This is a genomic window from Salinibacillus xinjiangensis (assembly GCF_009649735.1).
Classification (GTDB): domain Bacteria; phylum Bacillota; class Bacilli; order Bacillales; family Alkalibacillaceae; genus Salinibacillus; species Salinibacillus xinjiangensis.
Map to the genome: position 1 here is coordinate 15355 of NZ_WJNH01000010.1, position 13532 is coordinate 28886.

Genomic DNA, 13532 nt, shown 5'->3' on the forward strand with positions numbered 1-13532 from the left:
ACCACAGCTTCAGCATTTGGACTTGCCTTCAGCATTTACGGTCCGCTTTACAGCATTTATAACTCACTCTTTAGCATACCACACCTGCATTGCACATAAAAAAACGAAACTCCACCATACGGAAGTTTCGCAATTCAACCTGTATCTACTACTCTTTTAGACCTGACAGCTTTTTCTCCAAACTTTCTATTTTATAATGAGATTTATAAATAAACCTCCGCATTGGCCGATCAAACAAATAGGTTAAACAATAAACAGGAATAAAAAGCATGATCATGAAAATGAGTAATAGTAACAACCCCAACAAAGCAGCCCCGAACTCACCCATAAAGCTAAATTCCTCAATCCAATTGAAATAGGAATTCGCGATATCAATAAGATTTTGGCTATACCCCATATTAAAGAGAGTCGCCGCTAGTACTAAGCTAATGGTTCCTACAGCAAACGAAAGAAAAATACTTCGGCCACCGACATGAGTGGTAGATTTTGCCTCTGCCTTGAGATGACTTTTCACTTCTTCTAATAATTCTTTTTCATTACGAACTGCTGGTCCAAGATCTTCTTTGAATTCCGCAATGAGTTGATCTAACTCGGTTTGAGCTTCTTTTCGTAGACGTTTATATTTTTGGAACAGCTTACTAGTCTTTTTTCGGCTCATGGTCAGTCCCTCATTGTTTCTTTTTCTTTATTTTACCATGATGTGGGGGGGAATACACTTATTAGATAGCTCTGCACGTTCTTTCATTGGGTCACGGACATATTGATTGAGGTTCCCATCTGTTTGGCCTTGATTAGCTCTTTCAAGGACAATATGATAGATTACCAGTTCCACTTTGTCCGTTAGATACCTCATCAAGGACGTTACACTTAACCCTCTACTGCATTTTGTCCGTTAGTAACCTCGTCACGGACTTTTCGCGTACTTTTCCACCATTCTATGTTCGTGAGCCGTCTTAAGTGAAAGACTCCATAACGAAAAGCAAAGTAGAATCATTAAAAAAAGACCAATCCATTAATTAAAACGGATTAGTCTTGTGTGAGTTTATAGGGAATTCCTCTTTTACTTACCATTCATTCGTTAATACAACTTTCCCAAGCGCCTGATTGGACTCTAATAACGCATGTGCTTCACTTACTTGATCAAAGGTAAAGCTTTTCTCTTCCACTAATGGCTGAAGCTTGCCTTCCTCCACAAGCTTTGTCACTTCTCGTAAAATTTCCCCATGATCCTGACGATGTTCCTTATTTAGTATTTTTAAAAGCATAAACGTTATATGTAATGATAAAGCTTTCCCGTGGAGAGGGGACAAATCATGGGTTGAGCGTGCCGCAATCCCTAATACGGTCCCATACATGGCTGCCGCTTGGAACGAACGATCGAGATTTTCGCCACCCACTGTATCGAAAACAACATCAAATCCTTTTCCGTTCGTATATTCCTTTACATACTCCTCGACAGACTGTTCACGATAGTTGATGACTACATCTGCGCCCAAACGCTTTCCAATACTTAACTTTTCATCTGTTGAAGCCGTTGCAAATACGTTTGCACCAGCATGTTTGGCTAACTGAATGGCTACATGTCCGACCCCACCTGTTGCTGCATGAACAAGTACGTCTTGGGATCTATGTACATTTCCACGATTAAAAAGGGACTCCCAAGCCGTAATCGTTACCAGTGGAAGCGATGCTGCTTGTGCCATCGTCAAATTTTTGGGTTTTGGTGCTAATAGCTGTGCATCTGCAAGCATATATTCAGCCAAGGCACCACCAGTCCCTTTAAATCCACCAGCGCAGCCATAGACCTCATCACCGACCTTGAAATTGGTTACTCCTTCGCCGACTTCTGATACAACACCAGCTACATCACCATGTAACACCGCCGGAAACTCCGGAGCAACAGCCGCGACTGCACCGCTACGAACCTTTGTATCAATCGGATTGACACTTGTTGCTTTCACTTGGATTACCACATGCCCAGAAATTGCTTCAGGCTTCGGAATGTCCTCCAACTCAAATACAGATGAATCTCCAAATTTTTTAATGACCTGTGCTTTCAATCTGATCACCCTCCTTTTCTATTAGTTTACACTATGCATCTATCATTTTTAAAATCATGTGAATTTTCTGGGTATGTTATATGGAAGATTCAATTTTAAAGAAGATAAATTGTGGAATATATTTCATGAGTTCAGATAGTATTAATTTAAATAGATTAATTCCTTTCTTTTTCAAACTTATTTTCAACCAAATATTGCTTTAACTCTTCTCTCGTTTCAACTGAGAGTGGTTGGGGTTTCCTTGTCTTTTCATTCATTTGAACAATCACAGTATCTGCTAATGCGACAAGCTTTCCATTCTGATATAGTCCTTGAAATAAAGACACAGAACTGTTGCCAATCCTTCTAATGGCAGTACCAATTTCAACTATTCCAGGCCATTGTATCTCAGAAAGTAAATCCAGGTTTTTATTTGCGATCACAAATGAGGCGTTTTCAGGATTTAATCGCATATTTACATAAAGGAGCTCTGTCCTACCCGTCTCTAAGAATGTTGAAAAAAGTGCGTTATTCACGTGTCCCTGCCGATCCGTATCTCGATACCTAATCTTGTCGTATGACTTTAATGGGAAGTCTTCATAATTTGGTCTATTTTGTTTCATCATTATTCCTCCTTAAGTTTGTCATGGACTAAACTAATATAATACTAGCCTGAGTCCCTTATGAACTCAGGCTATTGGGCTGGTTATTTTTTCCTTTCGATCCTAAACCACAACGCCGCCATCAACACTCAAAACAGTCCCTGTAATATACCGAGCTTCATCTGATGCTAAAAAAGCATAGGCATTGGCAATATCTTCAGGTTTCCCCATTTCATTTAGTACCGATTTTTCTTCCATCATTTTCAGTACCTTTTCAGGTATTTTAGCGGTCATTTCAGTCTGGATAAATCCTGGTGCAACGGAGTTTACCCTAACTTTGTAACGACCAAGCTCTTTTGCCCATGTTTTAGTCATACCATTAATCCCAAACTTAGCCGCAGCATAGTTGGTTTGGCCAAAATTTCCATATAAGCCTACGACAGATGATGCATTTAAGATGACCCCGGATTTTTGTTCCTTCATTTTAGCAGCTGCTGCTCTTGTCATTTGGAAGACACCTTTTAGGTTCACATCAATGACCTTATCCCATTGTTCATCTTCCATTTTTAAAAGTTGAGCATCTGCAGTAATTCCGGCATTATTAACTAATATATCGATTTGCCCAAATTTATCGACGGTATAATCGATAGCGGCCGTTACTGATTCTTTGTTGGTTACGTCACCAACATAGTAGGCTAATTGTTTTTCGAAATCACCTAGTTTATTTATTCCTTGCTCAATATCTTCTTTTTTTAAATCAAGGAGCACCACATTGGCGCCTTCTTGTAAAAACTTTTGAACGGTGGCAAGCCCGATCCCACGGGCGCCACCTGTGATTAAAGCTGTTTTATTTAATAGTTTCATCTTAGAACTCCTTTAATTAACTGAATTTGATTCTTCTTGTTCTTCTTCTATTAGCTTTCTTCTCAAAATCTTTCCAACGGTTGACTTAGGAAGTTCTTTTCTAAATTCAATATAAGCAGGAACTTTAAATTTCGCTAGCTTTTCACGGCAGAAGTTTTTGAGTTCATCTCCAGTTGCTTCTTGACCATCCTTCTTTACGACGAAGGCCTTCACAGTTTCTCCACGATAACTGTCCGGAACTCCGCAAACCACAACCTCTTGCACACTTGGATGTTCGTAAAGGACTTCCTCAATTTCCCGAGGATAAATATTATATCCACTGGCTATAATCACGTCTTTCTTCCGGCTAACTATAAAGCAATAGCCTTCCTCATCCATATACGCAATATCTCCAGTGTACAACCAGCCATTACGTAAGGACATATGAGTTTCCTCTTCTCGATTCCAATATCCCTGCATCACTTGAGGACCTTTAACGATTAACTCCCCAGGCTGGTTGACATCCATTTCTGTTTCTCCGTCATGAATGTCTACAATTCTACAATCAGTACCGGAGATCGGAAGCCCCATACTACCCGGCTTTTGAACCCCATTCACTGGATTACTATGGGTAACTGGAGAGGCTTCACTTAACCCATAAGCATCGACTAACTTAGCACCTGTAATGCTCTCAAATTGATTCTTCACTTCTACAGATAATGGCGCCGAACCACTGATACAAGTGTGAATAGATGATAGATCGTATCTTGCTATATTATCATCGGAATTAACCGCCACGTAGATAGTTGGTGTACCTGGGAACATCGTAATATTTTCATCGTGAATAATTGAAAGTATTTTCGTAGATTCAAACCGCTCCACAAGGTACAGAGTAGATTGTAAATAAAAGCAATAGTTCATGGAAACGGTCATGCCATAGACGTGAAACAATGGCAATACATTAAGAACCTTTTCCTCACCCTTACGACAATGAACCCCCATAAACTTTTCAACCTGGACAACATTACTAACGAGATTATAGTGGGTTAATTTTACCCCTTTCGATACTCCTGTTGTCCCTCCTGTATATTGTAGGACAGCGATATCCTCCTTAGGATTCAACGTCTCTGGAGAAAGATTATCACTCTCGTTTTGAATATAACCCGCTACAGTGTCATAATCCGGGTGCTCATCTACTCTAGTTACAATTATATTTTCAACTTTCTCATAAATTGTTGGCAGCGTTTCCAAAATGTTATGCTCAACAATGAGAAACTCTGCACCAGAATCCTGTAGATGATAGCTTAACTCCCGCTCTTTATACATGGGATTGTTTTGGACCACAATACCACCGGAGAAAAGGATAGCATAATACGAAAAGATTAGCTCTGGACAATTATTCATCATCAGTCCTACACTAGAACCCTTCTTTACGCCTCTTTTTTGCAATCCATTCGCAATTTTTCTTACGATACTACCCAACTCTTGATACGTGTACGATTCATTTTCAAAAACGAGTGCAGGATGATTGGGTCTTTCTTTAATCGAGTTCTCTAAAAAATCAACAATCGTAAGCTCCGGAATTTCAATATGCGTGGTTGCTTCTACCCCTTCAGGATAGGAGAGAAGCCATCTTTTATCGACCATGAAAGACTACCCCTTTCTTCATGAATAATTTATACTGCAGCTTCCTTCTTTTCATCTTCCTCTTTAATACGTTGCATTGCTTTATCAATCGTTTCTTGAGTGCTCTCAGATACTTCCGCTACAAAGTAAGGCTCCCATGCTTCTTTTGGTGCAGGTTTAAATACGTATGAACAAATAATCATAAGAGTTAAGGAAATTAATACCGACCAAACAACGGCAGGCAAGACTCCAGCAATGGTGCCAGTTTCAATAAGTACAGAGAACACGACATAGGATATTACACCTGTAATACTACCTGAGTATGCTGCTTGTTTATTCACTCTTTTCCAATATAACCCTAAGTACATCGGTCCGATGAAGGCTGCACCAAATAGACCGAATACATAGGCAGCAACCATCGCAATAAACGCTGGTGGATTAAGAGCAAATAATGTCGCAATAATTGCTACAACAATTAATAGCCCTTGAGTGATCTTAATAAAGGATGAATCTTTAACTCTCTTTTTACTCATATTACGGAAAATATCATACGTAATCGCAATTGTACTTTGTAATATCATCCCGTTTGCTGTTGATAACGCCGCTGCGAATATAGCTGCTAACACAATCCCACCAATAACTGGATTCATATAATCGGTAATCAATAGAGGAAAAATCTGATCTGTTGCCATGCCCTCAGGCATCGTTGGAACCAGTACACGACCACCAATTCCAATAACTAGTAAACTAGAGAATACGATAAAAATAATCGCATTAGAAAGCAATGGTGTCATAATCGCTGTTTTCACATTTTTCGCGGACAACAATCTTGTTGGCCAATGCGGAGCAACAGATGCACCCAATGAATTAGACAAAAAGATTCCCACCATAGCCGCTATCGAGAATGTTCCTAATGGACTAAACATTCCACCTTCTGTCATGGCAGTTCCGCCCACCACATCCGGTGTTGTAATTTGACCTGCTTGGATAAACATTTCCGTAACGCCGCCCACCTGTGGCAAAATCATGAAAGCAGCAATGGCCAAACCAACGACGATCACAGCGGTATTAAATAAGTCAGTTAATGCAACAGACCAAACTCCACCTAGAACGGTTACTAATGTAAATAGTAAAAAGATAAAAATGGATACTTGATAGGATAGTCCCGTCATCGCAGAAACTAGATAACCGATTCCAGTTATTTGAATCGTAACATAACTAATGTATCCGACAACCATAATGAGCGATGACCAGACCTGTAATTTACTATGCTTAACGTGCGGTTCATAACGAAGACGCATAAATTCTGGGATTGTACGAACTGGAAATTTAGGTTTTCTTAGCTTATATGCAATGAAAGGCAATAAAGCGTTTGCAAAAAACCACCCGGCAAACCAACCTGTTACAGCTGCAAAACCTAAACTATACAATAAACTTGGAACCCCTAGTACGGATGCCGCACTGACCCAAGTTGCTGTGAAGAAACCAACGTTTACAATAATCCCCATGCTCCAGCCACCGACAGTGAAATCATCGATGGAATCAGACTTTTTGGAGCCTTTTCTTATAAAATAAAACAATACGATAAAGTATACAATCGTAATTAAAACTAACTCCCACTTCATGAATTCCCCTCCTCTTTCTATCTAGCTATTTTTAGGTTTTTTGGCGCCCCAACGCTCAACACCTGATTGGTTAATCTTGTGAACAAAAAACAGTGAATAAATCCACGGTACAACATTTACTGTGAGCCATATTGCAATGGCAATCCATCCAGACGATGGAATTCCTAAAAAGTTATCCAACATAATCTTCACTCCTTTTTTAAAGTCCTAATGCTGTCCATCCACCATCAACGTAAATAGTTTCCCCTGTAACATAAGAGGAAGCATTAGATGCAAGGAAAATGGCTGCACCAACCAATTCATCTGGCTGCCCCATTCGTCTCATTGGTGTACGGTTAACAATATCCTCCGCAAACCCTTCGCGATGGTTTTTAACGGCTAACACTAATGGTGTCTCAATATAAGCTGGAGCAATGCCATTCACACGAACGCCTTGATCCGCCCATTCCGCAGCAAAGTTTTTTGTCAACATATTAACGCCACCCTTACTTGCTGCATAAGCAATCGATTTTTTCAGAGCCGTTTGGGATGCTATTGAGGATACGTTTATAATAGAGCCGCTCCCTTGTTCTAGCATGACTCTTCCTACCTTTTGAGCAAATTGGAAAACCCCTGTTAGATTTACGGAAATAATTTGGTTCCAGTCTTCTGCTGGATAATCTTCTGCTGAGTGCTTCTTCGTAACCCCAGCGTTATTGATTAATACATCAATGGTGTTAAACTTTTCTAAAGTTCCATGAATGACTCGATCGATATCCCCGTCTTTGGATACATCACAAGGCGCCACAAGTGCATCAACGCCTTTCGCTTCAATTTCCTTAGCAAGTTCTTCTAATTCGCTCGTTGTTCGACTACAAATCACTACATTACTACCTGCTTCGGCAAGCCCTAGTGCTATACTTCTTCCAATTCCTCGTCCGGCACCTGTGACAATCGACGTTTTTCCTTTTAAGCTAAACAAATCCATTCGTTTCTCCTCCTTACTCATTGATTAAATGATTGGCAATAATGACTCGTTGTATTTGGTTCGTGCCTTCATAAATTTGTGTAATTTTCGCATCACGCATCATACGCTCTACTGGATATTCCTTAATATAGCCATAGCCACCCACTAACTGAACGGCATCAGTAGTCACTTCCATTGCTGTATCAGAAGCAAAACATTTAGCCATAGAAGAATAGCCAGCAACATTTTTATCCTCATTATCTAGCATCCTGGCAGCCTTCTGAACTAATAGTCTAGAAGATTCAATTTTCATGGCCATGTCTGCTAGTTTGGATTGCACCATTTGAAATTGATGAATTTCCTTTCCAAATTGTTTTCTTTCCTTCACATAGTCCAAGCAATAATCTAGAGCACCCTGGGCAATTCCTGTTGCTTGTGCCCCAACAACAGGTCTGGTTTCATTAAATACTTTCATTAAGATTTTAAAACCTTCACCCTCTGCTCCGAGCATGTTTTCTTTTGGCACTCGCACGTTTTCTAGTAAAACTTCACGCGTTACTGAACCACGAATTCCCATTTTATCCTCTTTTTTACCAAAAGATAAACCTGGTGTACCGTCCTCTACAATAAAAAGAGTAATACCTTTTGTTCGATGCTCTGACGTACGGGTAACGAACACGTAAATACCAGATTCCCCTGCGTTTGTAATAAATACCTTTTGGCCATTCAAAATATAATCATTTCCATCAGGAACAGCTGTCGTCTTAAGACTCGCCACATCTGAGCCTGCCCCTGGTTCTGTAATACCAAAGGAACCAAGTGATTCCCCAGTTGCTAAAGCTGTGACATACTTTTTCTTTTGCTCCTCGGTTCCAGCAATTAAGAATGGAGCCGTAGCTAATGCTTGCGTAGACAGGGCAACGGAAGTCGACGCACAAACTTTGGCAATCTCTTCCACAACTGCAACATGACTTATCATGTCACTTCCAACTCCGCCATACTCCTCTGGGACATGAACCCCAAACAATCCATTCTCGGCCATAACCTTTATATTATCCCAAGGGAATTCACCCGTTTTGTCTACTTCCATGGCACGCGGTTCAATGTAATCTTTCGCAATGGAACGGGCTACACTTTTGATCATTTCCTGTTGTTCCGTTAATAACATATCGGTTCCTCCTTAATATTGGTAAAATCCTTGACCTGATTTCTTACCAAGATGTCCTGCCTCTACCATCCGTTTTAAGACTGGACATGGGCGGTACTTGGAATCATTAAACCCTTCATATAGACTCTCTAAAGTGTGTAATAGGACATCAACACCAACCATATCTGCTAATTTTAAGGGTCCAATTGGATGGTTGGCTCCAAGCATCATGCCACGATCCACTTCTTCAGGATCATTACCTTCCATAACTAAAAATGCAGCTTCATTCAACATTGGCACCAACACTCGATTCACCGTAAAGCCTGGAAAGTCATTGGCTACGATGACTTTCTTGCCAATTTGTTCAGCAAACATATTTCCAAATTCCACAGTTTCCTCACCTGTATTGATGCCCTTTACAATTTCCAATAGTTTCATAATTGGGACAGGACTAAAGAAATGAAGTCCAATAACTTTTTCCGGTCTTTCTGTTGCTGAACTAATGGCTGCAATGGACAAAGAAGAAGTGTTGGTAGCTAATATCGCTTCCGGTTTCATAAATTGATCTAGCAGAGCGAAAACGTCTTTTTTTATTTCTAATTTTTCTGGTACAGCTTCAATCACAAGATCACTATCTTTCCCATCTTCCATCGATGTGGTGAACGTGATGTTTTCTAAAATAGTCTGTTGTTCCTCTTCGCTCTTTTTCCTGATGCCTTTTTGGATTTGCTTTTTTCCCCGCTCTAAATCAGCTTCTGTTCGATCATTGGCAATAACTTTTATACCCGCTTGTGCGATTACTTGGGTAATGCCTGCACCCATCAATCCACAACCTACCACTAATACTTGTTTACAAGGACTCGACGATAATAGAGACACCTTGTCCACCTCCTACACATAAGCTTGCTAAACCATACGTTTGTTGTCTTTTCTTCATTTCATGTAATAAGGTCACGACAATTCTTGCACCTGAACAACCAACCGGATGGCCTAAGGCAATCGCACCACCATTTACATTAATTTTCTCTTCATCAATCCCTAGTTCTTTATTAACAGCTAGAACTTGTGCGGCAAAGGCCTCATTCAATTCCACTAATTCCATTTGGCTAATATCCATGTTTGCTTTCTTTAAAGCTTTTTGAGTTGCAGGCACTGGACCAATACCCATAATAGAAGGATCTACAGCTGCACTAGCGGAACTCACAATACGACCAATTGGTTTCAAGTTATGTCTTTTCACTGCTTCCTCAGAAGCTAAAACCGTAATGGCTGCACCATCATTGATTCCTGAAGCATTACCCGCAGTTACACTACCGCCCTTTTTAAAGGCTGGGCTCAATTTTGCTAACTTATCTTTACTCGTACTTTTCGGAAATTCATCAACTTTAAATTCTAGTTCTTCTCGTCTCCGTTTAATCGTAAGTGGAACAATCTCATCAGCAAATCGATTTTCTTCTATAGCCTTCAACGCCTTATCTTGGCTTCTTAATGCAAATTCATCTTGTTCTTCACGAGAAATTCCGTATTTTTCTACTAGATTTTCGGCCGTAACCCCCATATGATATCCTTCAATCGCACAGTGAAGACCATCATAGAGTAATCCGTCTACCGTTTTCATGTCACCCATTTTTTGCCCCCAACGACTGTTTAATAAAAGGTGAGGGACATTGGACATACTCTCCGTTCCACCTGCAACCACAATATCAGCATCTCCTGCACCTATTTCTAATGCTCCTAACGTAATAGCGCGAAGTCCGGATGCACATTGTTTATCAATGGTCATCGCAGGTGTTTCTTTAGCTAATCCAGCCTTAATCCCCGCTTGACGGGCCGGGTTTCCTTTGCCACCGGCTTTAAATACGTTACCTAAAATCACTTCATCTACTTGATCAGCAGGAACGTTACTTTTTGATAACACATTTTTGATAATGGGTACCGCTAAATCAACCGAAGATAGCCCTTTCATACTACCCCCGAAACTACCAATGGCTGTTCTTTTCGCCTCAACTATATAGACATCACTCATTACGATTCCCCCTTTTGGAACGCTGGTTTTCTTTTTTCAATAAATGCACTCATGCCTTCAAAAGCATCTGGATAATCAAAGAGGAGCGCAAATTCATGTAATTCTTCCTCAAAGTCTTTTGTGGATTGGTTCAGTTTGCGTTGATTTAATAGCTTTTTCGATGCGGCTAGTGCATAACGACTTTTGGATCCCATTTTCGTCGCTATAGAGATTGCCTCCTCCACTACATCGGTCGAGATAGAATTGACCACCATTAGCTCTTCGGCCCTTTCCGCATCAAACATATCCCCAGTCATAATGATTTGAGAGGCTTGAGATGTACCGACTAACTCTAGTAATCGCTGAATACCGCCTCCTCCGGGTATAATGCCAAGATTGATTTCCGGCAGTCCAAACTTTGCTGTCTCATCTGCAAGACGAATGTCACATGCTAACGCAAGCTCAAACCCACCACCTAAGCAGTAGCCTTGAATAGCAGCTATGTATGGCTTTTTCGATTGAACGATTTGGTCATGAAGCGCTTTCATTTCTTTTGCAAAAAGATAGGCGTCTTTAACACTTAACCCATTCATTTCACGAACATCCGCACCAGCCACGAAGTAACCAGGATTTCCTGTTAACACTACACATGTAATGGGTGGATCATTCTCCAGTTGGGTTACGGTATCCTTCAATTCCTTTACGACCTTTGAGTTCAGTGCGTTCATAGCTTCTGGTCTTTGAATTTGAACGATTGCAATTTGATCGTCCAAGCGTCTTTCCACTTGTAAATATTGATAGTCTTTTACTTCCATCTTTCGTTAGCACCTCCTCACTGTCCTTATATGCAAAATTCATGCCAAGATTTAAACCCCCATAAACGTTGAAATTCTTTAAATACTTAAACCATAAACGGTGCATTATCGCACCGATACTTGTTGCAAAAATACACCACTTAATTAAAAGGGGAGAAAATGGTGCAATTTCGAACCACTTCCTCCCCTAGAAATCCTCTTTTATATGATATTTTTTCATTTTCCTTACAATCGTCGAATGATCTACCTCTAAATGTTTGGCGGCCTTACGAATAGAACCATACTTGTTAATCGCTAGTTGAATCATATTGATTTCAGCCTGTTCACGCGCTTCCTTTAAGGGTTTAATCCCTTTAATCACTTGAGGATGTCTATGTTTATATTCATCTGGAAGAAAAATAGGCGAGACGGTATCTTCTTCCGTAATAATGACTAAGCGCTCAATGATATTCTCCAATTGTCGTACATTCCCAGGCCAGTCAAATTCCTGAAATAATTGCAATGTCTCTGGAGTTAATACCTTTTTCGTCTGATACTTTTCATTAAATGTACCCAAAAAATACTCACATAAAGGTAAGATATCTTCTTTACGATCCTTTAAAGGCGGAATAAATATAGGAATGACATTTAACCGGTAAAATAAATCTTCACGAAATTCACCCTGATCCACTGATTCCTGTAGATTTTTATTGGATGCAGCAATAAAGCGTACATTTAACGGCCTTTCTTTCGTTCCACCTACTCTGGTAACTTTTTTAGTCTGAATAACCCGTAATAACCTCACCTGTAAGTGTAAAGGCATTTCACCAATTTCATCTAACAGAACCGTTCCTCCATTTGCCGCTTCAAATAGCCCTTCTTTATCGGAATTGGCACCTGTAAATGCACCCTTTTCATACCCAAATAATTCTGCTTCAATCAATTCTTCCGGAATGGCACCGCAGTTGATTTGAATATATGGTTTATTTTTGCGCTGACTAAGCTTGTGAATATTTTTCGCGACGACCTCTTTTCCCACTCCAGAATCACCCTGAATAAGAACAATCGCTTCTGTAGTCGCCACTTTAGCCACTTTTTCTTTTAGTTGATTTGTAGCGTAACTTTCTCCAATCCAGTTTTCTGTTTGAATACTAGGGGGTGGTACTACATCCCTGGATTCTGTTTGGCTACTGTGATCATGAAGCTTATGTAAATAATTTAACTGTTGCAAGTGGTGATAATTTGCAGCAAAGCAAATAATACTTCCTTTTTCGTCATAGATCGGTCGACTCGTAATAAAAATCTCCTTGCCATTTTTCAGTTTCTGAATCATGGTAATGGGAGCTTTGGACTTCACTTTCGTAGACTGCTTAACGATAATGCCCGCCTTTTCCATTTCTTTTGGCGTTTTACCTACAATATCCTTTAGGGGAATTCCAGAAATATCTGCCACGGCTTGATTGGCATAAAAGATTCGCCCTTCAATCGTTGAAAGCAAAAAACCTTCGTACATTTGCTCAATGGTTTCGATTAGGTCGGTGTGTTTTAGTCGATAGTTTAGGTTGTCCTTATACATGGTTCACCTCAGATCACAAAAGAAAAACTAGTAATAATATTCTATTAATTATTACTAGTTTAGCATACTTAGGGAATCTGAAATAGCTTATGTATTGTGTTTGTTGTTTTTTGCGTCTTGTTAACTGGTGCCTTTGCTAGAATAGAAGAATAGAACATATGATGAACAACTAAGTGAAAAATCGCCACAAAGGGTGATTCTTATAACTAAACCATTTCATGTTGAATTTGTACATTGGAATAATCATAGTCCCTTATTTTATAAAGTAACCTTATGCTACAGCTACTACTGCCTTCACTGTTCGGGACTTTTTATCTTGAGTTTATACC

General features: G+C 39.9%; 13 protein-coding genes. All 13 read right to left on the reverse strand.

The genetic code is table 11. The features are described 5' to 3' along the window. Positions 1-148: 148 nt before the first annotated feature. The 13 genes from GH754_RS14780 to GH754_RS14840 all read right to left on the reverse strand — a co-directional run bounded on the left by GH754_RS14780 (position 149) and on the right by GH754_RS14840 (position 13203). Positions 149-658 carry a hypothetical protein gene (locus tag GH754_RS14780; protein WP_153729462.1) on the reverse strand — a complete coding sequence of 170 codons (510 nt, stop codon included), beginning with the start codon at positions 656-658 and terminating at the stop codon, positions 149-151. 406 nt (positions 659-1064) lie between these two features. Next, positions 1065-2060, reverse strand: a complete 996-nt coding sequence (locus GH754_RS14785) for a zinc-dependent alcohol dehydrogenase family protein (RefSeq protein WP_153729463.1) — start codon at positions 2058-2060, stop codon at positions 1065-1067. Between the two features lie 155 nt (positions 2061-2215). Further along, the gene (locus tag GH754_RS14790) at positions 2216-2662 is read right to left on the reverse strand and encodes an acyl-CoA thioesterase (protein ID WP_153729464.1); all 447 of its coding nucleotides are present in this window, start codon (positions 2660-2662) and stop codon (positions 2216-2218) included. A gap of 102 nt (positions 2663-2764) precedes the next feature. After that, positions 2765-3505, reverse strand: coding sequence for a 3-oxoacyl-[acyl-carrier-protein] reductase (fabG, locus tag GH754_RS14795; RefSeq protein ID WP_153729465.1), 741 nt, complete (start codon positions 3503-3505; stop codon positions 2765-2767). A 12-nt stretch (positions 3506-3517) separates the two neighbouring features. Next, entirely contained in the window at positions 3518-5131 is a 1614-nt protein-coding gene (locus GH754_RS14800; RefSeq protein WP_153729466.1) for a long-chain-fatty-acid--CoA ligase, read from the reverse strand. A 29-nt stretch (positions 5132-5160) separates the two neighbouring features. Then, positions 5161-6735: a sodium:solute symporter family protein gene (locus GH754_RS14805; protein WP_153729467.1), complete on the reverse strand. Its 1575-nt coding sequence runs from the start codon at positions 6733-6735 to the stop codon at positions 5161-5163. Positions 6736-6756: 21 nt separating this feature from the next. Beyond that, positions 6757-6918 (reverse strand): hypothetical protein, encoded by a 162-nt coding sequence (locus tag GH754_RS14810; RefSeq protein WP_153729468.1) that lies wholly within the window; start codon positions 6916-6918, stop codon positions 6757-6759. A 16-nt stretch (positions 6919-6934) separates the two neighbouring features. Then, on the reverse strand, positions 6935-7702 hold the full coding sequence (locus GH754_RS14815) for an SDR family NAD(P)-dependent oxidoreductase (protein ID WP_194841369.1): 768 nt from the start codon (positions 7700-7702) through the stop codon (positions 6935-6937). Positions 7703-7715: 13 nt separating this feature from the next. Then, positions 7716-8849, reverse strand: a complete 1134-nt coding sequence (locus GH754_RS14820; protein WP_153729470.1) for an acyl-CoA dehydrogenase family protein — start codon at positions 8847-8849, stop codon at positions 7716-7718. A gap of 12 nt (positions 8850-8861) precedes the next feature. After that, entirely contained in the window at positions 8862-9707 is an 846-nt protein-coding gene (locus tag GH754_RS14825) for a 3-hydroxyacyl-CoA dehydrogenase family protein (RefSeq protein ID WP_323742045.1), read from the reverse strand. Beyond that, positions 9679-10860, reverse strand: a complete 1182-nt coding sequence (locus tag GH754_RS14830; RefSeq protein WP_323742052.1) for an acetyl-CoA C-acetyltransferase — start codon at positions 10858-10860, stop codon at positions 9679-9681. Before GH754_RS14830 ends, GH754_RS14825 begins: the two co-directional genes overlap by 29 nt. After that, entirely contained in the window at positions 10854-11648 is a 795-nt protein-coding gene (locus GH754_RS14835) for an enoyl-CoA hydratase/isomerase family protein (RefSeq protein ID WP_153729472.1), read from the reverse strand. The genes GH754_RS14830 and GH754_RS14835 overlap by 7 nt, the downstream gene beginning before the upstream one ends. A 187-nt stretch (positions 11649-11835) precedes the next feature. Then, positions 11836-13203, reverse strand: a complete 1368-nt coding sequence (locus GH754_RS14840) for a sigma-54 interaction domain-containing protein (RefSeq protein ID WP_153729473.1) — start codon at positions 13201-13203, stop codon at positions 11836-11838. Positions 13204-13532: the final 329 nt, after the last annotated feature.